The sequence below is a fragment of the Glaciibacter superstes DSM 21135 genome (assembly GCF_000421145.1).
In the GTDB taxonomy this organism is placed as follows: domain Bacteria; phylum Actinomycetota; class Actinomycetes; order Actinomycetales; family Microbacteriaceae; genus Cryobacterium; species Cryobacterium superstes.
In genome coordinates this window covers 184192-199834 of sequence record NZ_ATWH01000011.1, presented here as the reverse complement: position 1 = coordinate 199834, position 15643 = coordinate 184192, and the positions used below count along the sequence as shown (strand labels likewise).

Below are 15643 nucleotides of genomic sequence, written 5' to 3'. Positions count from 1 at the left end.
GGATGCGGGACCGCACGGGTCGCCCTCGCCGTGAAGCGTCAGTCACGCTGCCTCGGCGTGAACCCTGACCGGCGTGTTACCGGCCTTCGCGACCCAGGCGGCATAGCTCCCGTCGAGCTCAGCGACATCGAAGCCCTCGCGTCGGAGTGCACTCGCGGCCACGCTGTTGCGCACACCGCTCTGGCAGTAGCTGACGATGGTGCCGTGTCGTGGCAGCTGGTGCTGGTTCCATAGCACCCGGCCGCCCGAGAGCTGGGTCGCACCGGGCAGGTGCCCTTCCGCAAACTCGGTCTTGTTGCGCACATCGAGCAGCATCACTCGCTCGAACCCGTCGAGCTCCTCCGGCCGGATCAGCGGGGGTCGCACGAGCTCAAGACCTTCGAGCGAGGTGACGTAGCCCTGAACCTGGTCGATGCCGACCCGCGCCAAGTGGTCGCGCGTCGCCCTGGCTTCGTCTCGGGATGCGGCGAGCAGCACGAGCGGGCGGTCCTCGATCTCCGGGTTGTAGACCCAGGCGCCGAAGCTCGCTGCTTCATCGACGCCAGGGATGTTCAGCGAGCGCTCGACCGTGCCTTCGCGCACGAGGCTGTTGTGGCGAGTATCCACGAAGATCACGCGGTCGGCCTCGAGTTCTGGAAGCAACTGCGCGGCCGTGTACTCGATGAGTTCCGGCTGCTCGCCAAGCAACGCAGGACCGACCTTGTTCTGCTTTTTCATTCGTGCGAAGTAGGCGTGGGCGTCGGGCTGGCCGGTGAGCAACTCGTCGATGAAGCCCTGCTCGTCGTTCGAGTTCAGGTACTCGGCCCACCAAGAGAACGCCTTCTCGTAGCCGACCGTGGAGCTGGGGATTGACCCGAGCGCTTTGCCGCATGCGCTGCCCGATCCGTGCGCGGGGTGCACTTGTACGTAGTCGGGGAGGGTGAGGAAGCGATCACGCAGGCTTGCAAAGAGGTCCTTCGCTCCCTGGAAGCGGGTGTCGATGCCGCCTGCGGCCTCATCGAGAAGGTCGGGTCGGCCGACGTCGCCGACGAAGACGAAGTCACCGGTGAGCATGAAGCCTGGCTCGTTCGTCAGCGCGCCGTCGGTGACCAGAAAGCTCATGTGCTCGGGGGTGTGACCGGGGGTATGTACGGCCCGCAGCGTGATATTGCCGAGGACGATCTCGTGTCCATCCTTCATGCGCTCGGCCCCGTCGAAGTCAGGCCCGTAGGTCCAGTCGGGGCCGCCCTCGTTCGAGACGTACATCTGCGCGCCCGTCTTCGCAGCGAGCTCACGGGTACCGGAGAGGTAGTCAGCATGGATGTGCGTCTCGGTGACCCCGATAATCTTCATCCCGTTCTTCTCGGCGAGGTTCAGGTAGACGTCGAGGTCGCGACGGGGGTCAACCACGATCGCTTCGCCGTTCGCCTGACAGCCGATGAAGTAGCTCGCCTGGGCGAGGTCCGCGTCATAGATTCGTTCCAGCAGCATGGTGGGTGCTCCTTTCGTCTAACACTTGCAACGGTCGGCTTCGGGAATGCCCGCAAGGGCCTCCTCGATGTGCTCTCCGCAGCCCGCCCAGGTCGGGCGGCCGCAGTTCTGGCAGGTGGTTCGTGCGCACATGGTCGTGATTCTTTCGGTATAGGTTCTGTGCTGAGTGGGAGGCGCCGTGCAGCTACGCCGGTGCGTTGGCGCGCTCGGCAGCGTCGAGCTCGGCGCGCTGGCGACGCACATCGTCCATGTCGAGCGCTCGCGCGCCATCGATACGGCTTTCGAGGGCTGGTGCCGGGAGCGCCCCGGGTTGCGCGAAGACGAGGATGCCGTCGCGGAAAACCATGAGGGTCGGGATGGAAGTGATTCGGAACCGTGCTGCAAGCTGCTGCTCGGCTTCGGTGTCGACCTTGCCGAACACGATGTCCGGGTGTCGTTTTGCGGCGTCCTCAAACGTCGGTGCAAAGGTACGGCACGGTCCGCACCACACCGCCCAGAAGTCGACGAAGACAATGCCCGTGCCGTCTACGGCGTTGTCGAAATTCTCATGAGTGAGTTCTTTAGTAGTCATCGCATGCTCCTTCGGGCTCAGCGTCCGAACAGACGCGCAAAGAAACCGCCCCGGTTGGCGTTCGCCGCCTCGACCTGTGCCGGGGTGTGCTTACCCCCACACCAGTCAGCGGCAGATACACTCCCCTTCACCGTCGACACGTGCTCACCACACCCGGCCCACGTGGTCTTGCCACACGTACGACACTTCACTGCTCGGCACATCCAAGACTTCCTCTCACCTCAAGAATGGATACCCTGGGGGGTATCGCGTTACCTGACTATACTCCCCGGGGTATCATGGTTGTCAACTCGACCCAGCGAAAGGATTGACGTGACAGCGAAAACAGGCGGCATTACCTCGTTCGACCACGACCACGACCACGACCCCGAGGCGAAGCGCAAGATCGTCAACCGGCTACGCCGCGCCCAAGGTCAGCTGAACGCAGTGATCGCCGCGGTCGAAGCGGATGCGGGCTGCCGAGACGTTGTGCAACAACTCGCCGCGGTCTCGAAGGCGCTCGACCGTGCGGGGTTCCTCGTCATCTCCACCGCACTCCGGGAATGCCTGACCAATCCCGACGACGAAACCACCCCACAGCCTGAGGAGCTCGAGAAACTGTTCCTGTCGCTTGCTTGAGGCCTGACATGTGCCGTTGTCACTCTGATGAAAATCTCGCAACGTGAAGACTGCCGGTGTGGCGTCTGGCGGCATGACAGTGCTGCAGGTTAGTAAGGGTCGTCGTGCTTCCCCAATGCTCTGGAGCAACGGGCCAGTCGCTTCATCTGGAACGCAGCGGCACCGTCGCCTTCGTGCCATAGACACGCAGTTGCCTCCTTGTGGATAAGACACCAACACTCTGGTCGGGGTGAAGGAACGAGCGCAGGACTGGGCGCAGGTCTCGTCGCACGGGTGCGCGGATAAGGTGTTACGTCAATCACACCGTGCCAATGTCGATATCCGAGATGATTGGTCTCATGTCACAGGTTTTCGGCCTTACTCGGCGATATTGGTTGGTCACGCTCACGATTGCTGTGGGTTTTGCCGGGATTCTCCTTGCGCTCACCGGCGCTGGCTGGCTCGTGCAGTGGTTGTTCAGTGCATATGCCCTAACGGTCGCCGCGTGGCAGGCCGTATGGATGGTGCGGGCAATGCTTCGGCGGGAATTCGGACTCGACGTCCTCGCCGTGACAGCCATCGTTTCCACGGTCGTGGTCGGCGAGTATGTTGCGGCGCTGCTCGTTGTTCTCATGCTGACCGGCGGTGAAGCCTTGGAGAACTATGCGAACCGGCGGGCCAAACGTGAGTTGGACGCTCTGCTCTCCCGCGCACCACAGCTCGCGCACAAAGCGGTTGAGGGTGGTTATCGCGACCTGCCGGTCGATGAGGTGCGGGTGGGTGATGTGTTGCTCGTGAGACCGTCGGAGATCGTACCGGTCGACGGTGTGCTGCTCTCCGGCGAAACCGCCCTTGACCAGTCCTCGATCACCGGTGAGAGCATCCCGGTGGAGAAGGGGGTCGGAGACGTTGTGCTCAGCGGTGCTGTGAACGGTCAGCAGGCGGTGGAGGTTCGAGCCACGAGCACAGCGTCGGACAGTCAATACCAGCAGATTGTCGCCTTGGTCGCCCAGGCTGCTGAAAGCAAGGCTCCGGTAGTTCGGCTCGCCGACCGGTACGCCGTACCGTTCACGATCTTCGCGCTGGCGCTCGCGGCGGTCGCCTGGTGGCTAAGCGGTGATCCTGTGCGATTCGCCGAGGTACTGGTACTGGCGACCCCGTGCCCATTGCTGATCGCGGCGCCGGTGGCGTTCATCGGCGGCATGAGCCGGGCAGCCCGCAACGGTGTCATCGTGAAGGGCGGCGGGGTGCTTGAAAAGCTGGCATCGGCGCAGACGGTCGTCTTCGACAAGACCGGCACCCTCACCCACGGAACGCCTATCCTCACTCAGGTGCGCGCCGAGCATCCGTTCACAGCCGACGAAGTCCTGACCTACGTGGCAAGTGCCGAGCAGTACTCTTCGCATGTTCTCGCGGCGTCGATGATCGCCGCAGCCACAGGCCGAGGGCTCACCATGCGCGAAGCAGATTCGGCACATGAGGCCGCGACAAATGGCGTGGTCGCTCAGATTCACGGTCGCGAGGTCGTGGTTGGCAAGTTCGCGTTCGTGGCCGATCATGCTTCGGATGCGCGGCGCACCCAGATCGCGCCCGGCGAACTGGCCATCTATGTGGCTATCGACGGGATGTACGCCGGAGCGCTGGTGGCAAGCGACCGTCTACGGGGCAATGCGAAAGCCACGCTGCAACGACTTGAGGCTCTGGGCGTCGGGCAGTCGATGATGCTCACCGGAGATGCCGCCGAGACGGCGCGACACATCGCGTCGGAGCTAGGGATAACCCGGGTGCGTGCGGAATGTCTGCCAGCAGACAAAGTGGCGGAAGTCAAAGCTATCGCAGAGCGACCCGTAATTATGGTGGGCGACGGAGTGAACGACGCGCCCGTGCTCGCGGCGGCGGACGTGGGCATCGCGATGGGCGCCAAGGGTGCAACAGCGGCCAGCGAATCGGCGGATGCGGTGATCCTCATCGACGATATCTTCCGCGTCGCCCTCGCCGTGAATATCGGACGTAACACCGTTCGTATTGCCCTGCAAAGCATCTGGCTGGGCATTGCAATCTCGGCCGGGCTGATGCTGATTGCCGCATTCGGGCTGATCCCTGCGACCGCTGGAGCGCTCATTCAGGAATTGGTTGATCTGGCGACGATCCTCGCCGCCCTACGCGCTGTGGGAGGTCGACTCGACCGACGGGAAGCGGCTAGAAACGCAGCGCAGCCCGACCGAAGCCCCCGAGCCGACGTCGACATCAAAGACTGACGAAACGTCAAATGTCGTGGCAGCTGGAGCAGTTTGATCAAAAACGTGGTTCAATCTGACACTGGACGGCGAGAGAGACAACCTCTGCGCTCCGACGCGTGGGAAACGCCTGGTTTCCGCTCGTCAGGAACGAAGCTGCACCGCATAAGACGGCTTCACCTTGGTCAGTATTTGCAAAACGGCTCCGTTAGTCGCTTCATGCGCCGCCATATATGCGAGGCACGCGACCAGCGTCACGGACCGTCCGATGCTCACGGTACGTGATGGGGAGCTCGGCGGGGTCCCGCAGCCTGATCCGGTCGCCCATTTAGTCCCCGATCAGTGCGTCAGCGACTTCGAGAATGGCTCTCGTCGGGCGTGTCCGATCGGCCCGGAGGAATGTGTCGATTCCATGACGTTGCCAATGCCGGCGCAATTCCGAGAAGGGCAAGAACCAGAATCAACTCAATCGCGCCGAGCCCGAAGTAGACGCTTTGCAGCCAGGAGTATCCGATGATGGCCGACTCGACACGGCACACAGAGTATGTGGGGACGCACCCGAGGGAGCGGTGCGTGTCAGCGCGGTGCAGCAGGCAGGGTGACGGATGCGTCGAGCCCGCCGTCGGGGCGAGGCTCGAGTCGCGCGGAGCCGCCGCTTGCCCGGGCGAGCTGTGCCACAATCGCGAGGCCGAGGCCGCTGCCCTCGCCGCGGGAAGACCCGCGCCAGAATCGATCAAATGCCCGCTGACGTTGCTCGGGCGAGAGCCCGGGCCCCTCGTCGAGCACGTGCACGACCACCGAATCGCCTGGCTCGACGTGAACAATGATCGTTGACCCAGCGACACTCGCACCGAGGGCGTTGTCGATGTAGTTGTCGATGATCTGCTCGACCGCTGTCTCGACAACCACCGCCAGTGAATGAGCCGGACCCTTGTATCGGATGACGACCCCGGCCTCCTGCGCGAGTGGCAGCCACTGCTCGACGCGCTCCTGTGCGATCACGGCCACGTCGCGCACTCCGACCGGCGCTGACGTCGCCTCCGCGCGGCTCAGTGTGAGCAGGCCCTCAATGAGGGAACTCAGGCGATAGAGCTCGGCGTCGGCGGCCCTGAGCCGGTCCGCTGCCGCACCGGGATCCGAGTCGATGAGCACGCGAGCGCCGTCGAGCCGCAGTCGCAGCGGCGTGCGCAATTGGTGGGAAGCGTCGGAGGCGACCGAGCGCTGCAGCCCGGGGAGCGTCGCCAGGCGCTCGGCCATGACGTTGAACGAATGAGCGAGTGAGCGCACCTCCGGCACGCCGGGGCCCTCGTCGGCCCTGGCTGTCAGGTCTCCCCTCGCGAGCCGCTCGGTGGCCGTCTGGAGCAGCCGCAGCCGGCGCGTCACCCCCGACGCGAATACGAACGCGACCAGGCCCGCCATCACGACCGTGATGGCGGCGACCGCGAAAAGGCCGCCGACTTGCCTTGCTGCGGCGTCCGTGACCACCTGCGCCGGGTAACTGAGCCGCACCGCTGCCGGCGACGACATGCGCACCTCCCCATCAAGAGGTGGCCCGTACCTGGCCGACCAGCACGACTCATCCCCGGCGTTCAAGACGTCGGAGGGACTGCGCGCACTGCTCATCCGCCTGCACCGCGAGGGTGAGGGTGCCTGGCGTCGCGACCCGGATGCCACGGCGCTCATGGAGTACACGGCAGCTCGGTACGTGGCACTCGCACGAAAGCACGGTCTCGACCAGTGGGAGGCCGCAGGCGCGGCATTCGACGCAATGCGGACACCCGCCGTGCGCAACGCTAACGATCCTTGGGCGGTGATCACGCGGGCCGTCCAGGTCACGCTGATCGCTGGAGGAACGCGCGAACGGACTCCTCTGCTCGCCACACCAGGCGCGGCGACCACAGTATTCGAGCTTCCACGATGCCGAACGGTTCAGCGATCGCGAGAACCCGCTCATCGACTACCACGAGGCATTCCGTGTCGCCCCGAACGAGGAAGTCGACGACAACGCCATGAACGACGAACGACCGACCGGCATCGTCAGGGCGCTCGAAGACGCGATTGCCCTGCTCTCCCTCCTCGGCTGGCCGGAGCGCACCGCGCGCACCGCCGTCGAGTACATCTGCATGCGGCTGAGCGAAGCGCCCTCCCGCGCGAGCGCCGCCGAGTCGCTGCGCCGCGACCTCCACGCCCGCGCGCTGCTCGATATCCCCTCAACCTCATGGCACTCTCTGCTGCGCGCCATCCTCGGCAATCCCGACCCCGACCAGACCCACACCGCGGTCGGCCGCGGCGTGCTGCTGCGGCTACTCATCGGCGAGCCGCTGCGGTCGCTGCTCACCGATGACGACCTCGTGCTGCTCGTCGGACTCGCCGCCCCGACCCATGCAAGAGCGAGGTGACGGAATGAGAGCGAACACCGGGCACATCGAGCTGGAGCGCACGATCGACTCGATCGTCGTCGGCAGCCGTCACCGCACCGAGCTGGGCGACATCGACGCACTGGCTGCCTCAATCGAACGCGAGGGGCTCTTGCAGCCGCCGACGGTCACTCCCGAGGGCCTGCTCGTGTGCGGCGCACGCCGCCTCGCCGCGCTGTACCAGCTCGGGTACAAGACGGTCAACGTTTTCGTGCGGGCGGGCATCTCCGACCGGCTGCAGCGGCTCATGGCCGAGGAGGCCGACAACGTGCTGCACAAGCCGTTCACGCAGATCGAGGCGGCGGCGCTGTACCGCGAGCTGAAGGTGCTCATGGCGGAGGACGCCGCACGTCGGCAGGAGACGACGCAGTTCGGCGCAAGCGGGAAGATCGCAGCAACGAGCGGTGGTGCCGTCACGGCACCACCGCTAATCGGGGCCTCCGGCAAGTCGCGCATACAAGCCGCGATGATGGTCACCGGCCGCAAGTCGTACACAAGCCTGGAGCAGATCAACGACCTCCAGCGCATCGCCAACGACCCGAAGCAGCCCGAGGATGTGCGTGCCTTTGCGCGCTCGGAGCTGGGGTCAATCGAGGCCGGAGCGTCGATCACGGCCGCGCATGCCCGCACCCACGCGATGCTCGCGATTCCACAGGACGAACCCGAGCCGCCCGATCTGGAGCAGCTTGCCGTCGAGGCGCTGGAGCGAGCGAAACAAGGGCGCAAGCGCGGCGTGCATCCTTCCGTCGCGCCAGCCGCGCCGGTGCACTATCCGCTGCGCGCCTTCACCCTCACCTGGGATGACCTCGACGGCTGGTGGGCACACTTCGACCCCGAAGAAGTCGGCCCCGCGCTCAGCGCGGCGCAGTGGGCGCATGTCGAGACGACCGTCGCGGCCACCAACGAGTTCTTCGCTGCCGCGCGAGAAGCCCGCCAGCTACGGTCAAAGGAGAGCGCCTAATGCCGCCGTCTCGATTCCCCCGCCGCCTCATCATCGTCCTCGCCGTCGCCGCCGCGGTGCTCGCGGTGCTCGTCGGTGTCGGTCTCTATGGGCTGCTCCTCGCTCCGCGATCCGCACCCACCACGGCGAGCGATGTACCCCATGAAACTCCCGGGCCTGCGCCCGCGATCCCGACGCCGACCGACACGATTCCCTCGCTGCCGGGCATCCCTTCGACAGCGGATGCCGAGGGCTTCGTGCGCGCCGTCGCCGAGTCACTGTTCGCCTGGGATACGGCGAGCGACTACGAACCAACCGACTATGCGCAGGGCGCACACCGATAGCGGCGACCACTGGGCGGGCGTAGAGGAGGCATTCGCCGCCGCGAACTCGCTTCGGCGGGCGGCGAGTCTCGTGCGTCGCGCTGAGCTGGCCGTCGATCAAGCATCCCAGCATTCCGGTCGCGTCGCGTGGGCACCAGCTGCGGAGCGCCGAGGCACCTCGCCCGAGCGAACGCCGCGGGCACTCTTGGGCGACGGCGACCGGTTCGCACATCGTGCGCTCTCCGAACGGCGGGGGCTGTCGCTGTGAACGACGACGAGCGCGAGCGCCTCCACACGACAGTGCTGCTCGACCCGGCGAACGAGCGTCGATCGGTGCGAAAGGCACGGCGACAGGCGGCTCAGCGAATCGCTACCGACGACCGCAAGGCACACCAGGCACAGGCCCGGGCCGAGTGGGAAGCCGAGCGCGATACGCAACGCGCGACGACTTACCTGCCGAGCGCGGGCGAGGCCCGCCCCGCCGCTTTACGCACGCCGGGCAAGTTCCGCCTCCCACGCCACCAGGACACGAGTGCGACGCTCGCGGGCGCGTACCCGTTCCTCGCCGAGGGCGGACTGGGATCACAAGGTGTCTTCGTCGGACAAGATCTTTACTCTGGAGCATCCTTCGTCTACGACCCGTGGGTGCTCTACGCGAGAGGCGCCATCACCGCGCCGAACATCGTGCTTGCCGGGATCGTGGGCTCGGGCAAGTCGTCACTGGCGAAGAGCCTCTACACCCGCAGCATCCCATTCGGCCGCCGCGTCTACGTGCCCGGAGATCCCAAGGGTGAGCACACAGCCGTCGCCGAAGCCGTAGGCGGCCGGGCCATCGTGCTCGGACACGGGATGCCGAACCGCCTCAACCCGCTGGATGAAGGCCACCGCCCCTCGGGGCTCAGCGACACCGAATGGCTAAGCCAGGTCACCTCGAGGCGACGCGACCTCATCGGTGCGCTCGCTGAGACGGTGCTCGATCGACCGCTCACGCCGCTGGAGCACACCGCGATCGACCTCGCCCTCGCCGACGCCGTGCGATCGTCCGACGTTCCGATCCTCCCAATGGTCGTAGACCGCATCCTCTCACCGGCCGTCGACAACGATGTCGACGGCCGCCTCATCGAAGACGGTCGTGTCGTCGGTCACGCGCTGCGGCGGCTCGTCGCTGGTGACCTCCAGGGCCTCTTCGACGGGCCGAGCACGGTGAAGTTTGACCCGTCCCTGCCGATGATCTCGCTCGATCTTTCGCGCGTCGCCGAGAACTCGACCCTCGTCTCGGTGCTGATGACCTGCTCATCCGCGTGGATGGAGTCGGCGCTGCTCGACCCGCAAGGCGGTCAGCGATGGGTGATCTACGACGAGGCTTGGCGCTTGATGTCGCACCCGGCGCTCCTTCGGCGAATGGATGCACAGTGGCGGTTGGCGAGGCACTTCGGCATCGCCAACATGCTGATCTTCCACAAGCTCAGCGACCTCGACAACGTGGGCGATCAGGGTTCTGCGATGCGCGCGCTCGCGTCGTCGCTGCTCGCCAACGCGGAGACCAGGATCATCTACCGTCAAGAGTCCGACCAGCTCGGCGCAACGGCGAGCGCGCTGGGGTTGACCGGCACCGAGCAAGGGCTACTGCCGGGGCTCGGCACCGGACAGGGACTCTGGCGCATCAAGGACAGAAGCTTCGTCGTGCAGCACCAGCTCCACCCCGCCGAGCTGGCGGCATTCGACACGACCATCCGGATGACAGGAGGCGTGCGATGAGCAGCACACTGACGAAGCGACGCAAGCCCCTCTCCAGCAGCGAGACCGAGGCTACGCCGCCCATGCGAGTACCCCCGGTGCTTCCGATCATCGTGATAACCGTCCAGCCGGACGCAACGCTCAGCGTCGCCGTCGATGGGCAGCAGCTCGACTCGCCGACCTTCGCCCCGCGGTGGCAGCGCCACTCGTTCGCGCAGGTCATCAGCCAGGTGATCGAGCAGCGCCATTCGCCCGTCCGCGTGGTCATCAACGAGCAGGATGGCAGCGTCTACACCGACATCGTGACGCAGCCGATCCTGGGCACCCTGGCGACAGAGCCAGGCGAGGAACCGGCGCCGGTGACGGCTGAACCGAGCGCGGGTATACCTGCGCATTTGCTGGCTGTACACGGCCACGAGGGATTCATCCCCGGCGAGCAGGTCGCGGTGGCGATCATCATCCGCCACACTGACGCGCAGAGCGAAGGCTCCGCCCGATCACTGATCGAGCCGGGACTACTCGACCTCAGCCCCACCCGCGAGGTTATCCTGCTCGGGCGCATGTCAGGCACCTGCATCGTCGGGCAGCCCACGTGAGCAGCGCGTCGACGCGATCGGGCTCGTTCGGCGATGAGCTGACAAACCTCACGCTCGGCACACTGATCGGTGCGATGGCGCTCGCCGGAGCACTGCGGCTCGCTGGCAACGTGGCGGCGTTCCTGACGGGAGCGGCACAGCCGACGGCGGGCCTTGAGGCCGGGTTCGGCGTCGTCTTCCACGCCGACGACCCCGGCTCAGCACTCGGCTCGGAAACCCTTCATCCCGTGGCCTACTGGCTGACTGCCGGCGTGATGGTCGCGGGTGCCGGAGTCGCCGGATGGTTTCTCTGGCGATTCGTCCGTGAGCTGGGCCGTCGCTCGAAAGCCGACCCGAACAAGATCATCGGCATCGCCGAGACCGGCGACATCGTGCGCTCCGCCTCAGATCGCGCGCTGCTCACCCGCGCGGGCATCCTTCGTCCCTCGCTCGATAAGCCCCGACCCGTGGACGTCGGCTATCTGATCGGCACCGCCCACGGGAAGCGGGTCTGGACCTCGGTGGAGGACTCCATTCTGCTCATCGGGCCGCCACGTTCTGGCAAGGGTACGCACATCGTCATCAACAGCATCCTCGATGCCCCCGGCGCTGTCGTGACTACCTCGACGCGCCCTGACAACCTCACGGCCACGCTCCGCGCACGCTCGCGGCGCGGGCCGGTCGCCGTGTTCGATCCGCAGCGGCTCGCCGCGGGCGTACCTGCCGGACTGCGCTGGAATCCGGTGCGCGGGTGCGAACTGCCGCTCACAGCGATGATCCGTGCCACCGGACTCGCCGCGGGCACCGGGCTCTCCGGCCCCGCTGTGGAGAACGGCGGCTTCTGGGAGGGAAAGACCCGCACCGCACTTCAAGCGCTGCTGCACGCGGCCGCCCTCGACGGCAGGCCACCCGCCGAGCTGTTCCGCTGGACGCTCGATCCCGCGGCGGCAGCGGATGCCGTCGCCATCCTGTCCGCCTCCTCAGGTGCAGCGACCGGCTGGGCGGAGTCGCTCGACGCGATGCTCCACTCCGACCCGCGCACGCGCGACTCGATTTGGCAGGGGGTCTCGTTGGCTCTGGCAGCGCTCGCCGACCCGCGAGTACTCGAAGCAGTCAGCCCGAGCGAGGACGAGCAGTTCGATCCCGAGGCATTTCTCCGTGACTCGGGCACGCTCTACCTGCTGGCAACGGGTGCCGGTGCCGGTGCATCGTCGGCGCTCGTCGCAGCCTTCGTCGAAGACCTCGTGGAAACCGCGCGCCGTCTCGCCGCGCGCTCACCCGGCGCGCGACTCGACCCGCCGGTGCTGCTCGCGCTCGATGAGATCGGCAACCTCGCACCCCTGCCGTCACTCCCGGTACTCATGGCCGAGGGAGGGGGCACCGGGCTGACGGTGATGCCCGTCTTGCAATCAATGGCCCAGGCGCGCGAACGCTGGGGCGAGAATGCGGCGACAGCCATTTGGGATGCCAGCATCGCCAAGATCGTGCTCGGCGGCGCATCCGGCTCCCGCGACCTCCAGGATCTCTCCACCCTCATCGGCGACCGTGATGAAACCACCGACTCCGTGACCATCGGCGAGCGCGGGTTGCGCTCGAACCAGCGCTCGACGCGGCGCGTGCCGATCATGCCGCCCGACGTCATCCGCACACTGCCCTACGGCACGGCGCTCGTGCTGCTGCGCTCCGCGCCGCCCATCGTGACCCGGATGCGCGAGTGGACTGCGCGCCCCGACGCCGCCGAGCTGAGCGCGCAACGAGCCGGGGTCGAGAGGCTGCTCCGCCGGGGATGACGCGCGCACCTGTCTAGCAAGCCGAGACCCATTTGGGTCACCTGACTAGACAAGGAGCATCTCTGATGGCGATCCACACCCAGCAATCCCTTTCGGGATTCATCGCCACTGATCCGCAGCTCTCGTTCAATGCCAACGGCGAAGCACGTCTGCACGTGCGTATCGGCCAGGAGCATTTCGAGCGCAATCCCGACGGCAGCTTCACGCAGCAGGAGACGACGTTTCACGACCTCGTGATGTACCGCCGGAGTGCGGAGCGGGCCTTCGCGCAGCTCGCCAAGGGTGACAATTTCGTCGCCGAGGGCTACGTGCACCCGTACACCTACGAGCGCGATGGACAAACGATCACCGGTGAGGAGTTCGTCGCCAAGCGCCTCGGACATGATGCAGCCCGGTCGATCTACGCCATCGACCGCAGCCGCGGTCAGGGCGCGGGGATCGAGCAAACTGCCCCGGACGCCGCGGCGGCGGCGAAGCCGAGCCGCCCGATCACGCTGTGAGGTCCGGCGATGCCACTCGACGACAACACGCTCGCCATCCCCGGCTTCGACTTCGAGCCGCCGCCGGCCGATGAACCCGAGCCCGAGCCGATGGCCGCACCCGGCGAAGACGATGCGCACACCCCGGAGCCCCCGCGACCAATCAACTGGAACCTGCTCACCGCCGAGGAGGCGCAGGTCGAATGGCTGGAGCTGAACGCCTGGATCAACTGGCTGCGGCACACCTACGGGCTCAGCGTGGGCGTCATCCCACCGCTGTGGCACCGGCATCCCGAACTCATCTGGGAGCTGTCGGCGTTGCGCCAACACTGGCTGAGCGCATACGAGCCGAAGCAGCACGGTTCGGCCCCGATCGGCTGGCACCGCGACTTCGCTGACGCCAAGCAACGGCTGCATGACTGGGTCGCCGCCTGCGGCACCCGCCTCGACAGCGACCGGCCAACGCGGCAGGCCGCGTGGCCGGGCGAAGACCCCGCCCCGACTGTCGAGGAATCGGCGATCACCAATCGGGACGAGGACTTCGTGCAGTTTGTCCGTGACGACATCGCTCGGCGTCGCGCTGCGGAGGACGCCTTCTACGCACAGCTCGCCGTGGATCCTAGGCCGTAGTTTTCGCGTGGATGTGAGCTTCGATCGTCCATAGCGCGAGACTGGGATGCCATCCCAAGCCAGAATCATTGCGCGTCTTGCCGAACAGTACGACAATTAGTGCAGTTTCCCGTATCACTATGTAAACTGGACTACCGCAGGATCTCGTATCCTGTTACCAGAAGGGAGGGTCGACGTGACAACTGCACTTGCACCCCATCGTGACCGTCAGGGTGCGGCGCGCGCGCGGCAGGCCGTGCTTGCCTCGCGCGATCGGTTCTGGCAGCCCTCCGACCTCCAGCTCAGCCCGTCGACCGTGCACCACCTGCTCGGTGACTTGGAAGACCGAGGCGAACTCCGGCGCATCCGCCGCGGCCTGTACTGGCGCGGAACGAAGACCCCGCTCGGGATGGCACCGCCTTCCCCGGAACGCCTGGTCGAGGCTCTCACGCCCGGCGCTGGCGTCGGGCCAGCGGGCCTGTCCGCGGCGAATGCGCTTCGACTGTCGACGCAGGTTCCCCGGCGTGCGCAGATCGCCGTTCCCGACCGTGCGCCCTCGGATGCCGGTGCCGTCATGTTCGTCTCCCGCGCTGCCCGCACCGGACGGGCCGCGACGCGCCTGACCCCGACTGAGGTTGCCATGCTCGAAGTGCTCGATGACTGGCCTGCCCTGGTCGAGGTAGAGCTCGCGCAGGCTACCCGGCAGCTCACCGAGCTGCTGCGCTCCGGCATCGTACGCGCAGAGCGGCTCGCGGATGCTGCCACGACGGAGCCGGGGCAGACGCGCGCACGGCTCAGGGCGCTGCTGACCGCCGCGGGCCGGTCGGACCTTGCCGACCGGGTGCCCGCCGCCGACCGCCGCACCGAATCCGCCGCACTGGCGACGCTGGCGTTCGCATGAACGAAGAGGCGACACTGTGGCGGGATGACGATCCGGGGGTGTTCCGCGACACGATCCTCGCCGCCGCGGAACGCCTCGGGGTGCAGCCACTCGCCGTAGAGAAGGACTACTGGGTTTGCGAGGCGCTGCGCTCGATCACAACCGCGCACCCCGACGAGATCGTTTTTAAGGGCGGTACAAGTCTGGAGAAGCTGCGGATCATCCGCCGATTCTCCGAAGACCTCGACCTGCTCGTCATCGGCCAGTACCCGTCGAAGAACGCCGAGCAACGCGCGCTACGTAACATCCTCGCCAGTGCTGCTGCAGCCACCGGCGCGGAACCGTCGGACGTCACCGCGGGCGGCAACTCCGGCACGTTCCATCGCGCGGGCTACCTGAATCCGCCGCTGGAACACCGCGGCACACCGGGCGCGATCGCCGACCCCGCCGCGATCCTCGTCGAGCTGGGGCAGTCCGGCGGGCCGAACCCGCACGCCAACCACCCGGTGACGTCGCTGCTCAGCCGAGAACTCGACGCCGCGCGCTTCGACACCAGCACGTGGAACGACCTGGCATCCTTCGACGTCCCGATCCTGCACCCTGGCCGCACGCTGCTGGAGAAGCTGCTGCGCGTCAATAACTTCGCCGGCAATCCCGACGCAACCACAGGCCCCCACGGCTGGCCGCGCATCGGACGCCAGCTCTACGACATCCACGCTCTGCTACTCACGCCCGCCGTGCGCGACCTGTTCGCCGACAGGAGCCTCGTGGCCGAGATCCTCAACAGCGCCCGCGAGGTCTCCGCCGCGTTCGGCAAGCCCGATCTGCCCCTGCCCGAGGGCGGGTTCGCCGCATCGCCCGCCTTCGATGCCGCCTCGCCACTCGCCGAGCGCCTCCAGGCAGAACACGATGCCGCCATGCGCGACCTCTACTACGGCACCGAGCAACCACCGACCTTCGATGACGTGCTCGCTCAGGTACACGCCGACGCAAAGTTACTCGACGTCTGAGCATCCCC

The 15643-nt window shown here is 66.6% G+C and carries 16 protein-coding genes and 1 pseudogene; 13 read left to right on the top strand and 4 right to left on the bottom strand.

The window, feature by feature from the left end; genetic code table 11:
• Positions 1-42: 42 nt before the first annotated feature.
• The 3 genes from K323_RS26695 to K323_RS30560 all read right to left on the bottom strand — a co-directional run bounded on the left by K323_RS26695 (position 43) and on the right by K323_RS30560 (position 2244).
• Positions 43-1470: an MBL fold metallo-hydrolase gene (locus K323_RS26695; protein ID WP_022886307.1), complete on the bottom strand. Its 1428-nt coding sequence runs from the start codon at positions 1468-1470 to the stop codon at positions 43-45.
• Positions 1471-1654: 184 nt separating this feature from the next.
• Complete coding sequence (locus K323_RS0116155; RefSeq protein ID WP_022886306.1) at positions 1655-2041, bottom strand: thioredoxin family protein; 387 nt, start codon at positions 2039-2041, stop codon at positions 1655-1657.
• A gap of 17 nt (positions 2042-2058) precedes the next feature.
• Positions 2059-2244 (bottom strand): hypothetical protein, encoded by a 186-nt coding sequence (locus K323_RS30560; RefSeq protein WP_084697391.1) that lies wholly within the window; start codon positions 2242-2244, stop codon positions 2059-2061.
• 109 nt (positions 2245-2353) lie between these two features.
• Between K323_RS30560 and K323_RS0116150 the strand changes: the two genes are divergently transcribed.
• Together K323_RS0116150 and K323_RS0116145 are read left to right on the top strand one after the other, a co-directional pair.
• Positions 2354-2659: a metal-sensitive transcriptional regulator gene (locus K323_RS0116150; RefSeq protein WP_022886305.1), complete on the top strand. Its 306-nt coding sequence runs from the start codon at positions 2354-2356 to the stop codon at positions 2657-2659.
• A 338-nt stretch (positions 2660-2997) separates the two neighbouring features.
• Positions 2998-4896 (top strand): heavy metal translocating P-type ATPase, encoded by a 1899-nt coding sequence (locus tag K323_RS0116145; RefSeq protein ID WP_026851745.1) that lies wholly within the window; start codon positions 2998-3000, stop codon positions 4894-4896.
• A gap of 555 nt (positions 4897-5451) precedes the next feature.
• Here the strand turns inward: K323_RS0116145 and K323_RS26690 are convergent.
• Positions 5452-6402 (bottom strand): sensor histidine kinase, encoded by a 951-nt coding sequence (locus K323_RS26690; RefSeq protein WP_022886303.1) that lies wholly within the window; start codon positions 6400-6402, stop codon positions 5452-5454.
• Between K323_RS26690 and K323_RS30900 the strand changes: the two are divergent.
• The 11 genes and pseudogenes from K323_RS30900 to K323_RS0116085 all read left to right on the top strand — a co-directional run bounded on the left by K323_RS30900 (position 6401) and on the right by K323_RS0116085 (position 15635).
• Positions 6401-7274: pseudogene (locus K323_RS30900) on the top strand (hypothetical protein). The gene K323_RS26690 and the pseudogene K323_RS30900 sit on opposite strands and share 2 nt — an antisense overlap.
• A 4-nt stretch (positions 7275-7278) precedes the next feature.
• Positions 7279-8253: a ParB N-terminal domain-containing protein gene (locus tag K323_RS0116130; protein WP_022886302.1), complete on the top strand. Its 975-nt coding sequence runs from the start codon at positions 7279-7281 to the stop codon at positions 8251-8253.
• Entirely contained in the window at positions 8253-8576 is a 324-nt protein-coding gene (locus K323_RS0116125; protein WP_026851744.1) for a hypothetical protein, read from the top strand. The genes K323_RS0116130 and K323_RS0116125 overlap by 1 nt, the downstream gene beginning before the upstream one ends.
• On the top strand, positions 8554-8823 hold the full coding sequence (locus K323_RS0116120; RefSeq protein ID WP_026851743.1) for a hypothetical protein: 270 nt from the start codon (positions 8554-8556) through the stop codon (positions 8821-8823). Before K323_RS0116125 ends, K323_RS0116120 begins: the two co-directional genes overlap by 23 nt.
• Positions 8820-10313, top strand: a complete 1494-nt coding sequence (locus K323_RS0116115) for an ATP-binding protein (RefSeq protein WP_022886301.1) — start codon at positions 8820-8822, stop codon at positions 10311-10313. Before K323_RS0116120 ends, K323_RS0116115 begins: the two co-directional genes overlap by 4 nt.
• The gene (locus K323_RS0116110) at positions 10310-10888 is read left to right on the top strand and encodes a hypothetical protein (protein ID WP_022886300.1); all 579 of its coding nucleotides are present in this window, start codon (positions 10310-10312) and stop codon (positions 10886-10888) included. The genes K323_RS0116115 and K323_RS0116110 overlap by 4 nt, the downstream gene beginning before the upstream one ends.
• Positions 10885-12657, top strand: coding sequence for a type IV secretory system conjugative DNA transfer family protein (locus K323_RS0116105; protein ID WP_022886299.1), 1773 nt, complete (start codon positions 10885-10887; stop codon positions 12655-12657). The genes K323_RS0116110 and K323_RS0116105 overlap by 4 nt, the downstream gene beginning before the upstream one ends.
• A gap of 65 nt (positions 12658-12722) precedes the next feature.
• Positions 12723-13157 (top strand): single-stranded DNA-binding protein, encoded by a 435-nt coding sequence (locus tag K323_RS0116100; RefSeq protein ID WP_022886298.1) that lies wholly within the window; start codon positions 12723-12725, stop codon positions 13155-13157.
• A gap of 9 nt (positions 13158-13166) precedes the next feature.
• Positions 13167-13766 (top strand): hypothetical protein, encoded by a 600-nt coding sequence (locus K323_RS0116095; RefSeq protein ID WP_022886297.1) that lies wholly within the window; start codon positions 13167-13169, stop codon positions 13764-13766.
• Between the two features lie 175 nt (positions 13767-13941).
• Positions 13942-14646 carry a hypothetical protein gene (locus K323_RS0116090; protein ID WP_022886296.1) on the top strand — a complete coding sequence of 235 codons (705 nt, stop codon included), beginning with the start codon at positions 13942-13944 and terminating at the stop codon, positions 14644-14646.
• The gene (locus K323_RS0116085; protein ID WP_022886295.1) at positions 14643-15635 is read left to right on the top strand and encodes a nucleotidyl transferase AbiEii/AbiGii toxin family protein; all 993 of its coding nucleotides are present in this window, start codon (positions 14643-14645) and stop codon (positions 15633-15635) included. The genes K323_RS0116090 and K323_RS0116085 overlap by 4 nt, the downstream gene beginning before the upstream one ends.
• Positions 15636-15643 lie beyond the last annotated feature (8 nt).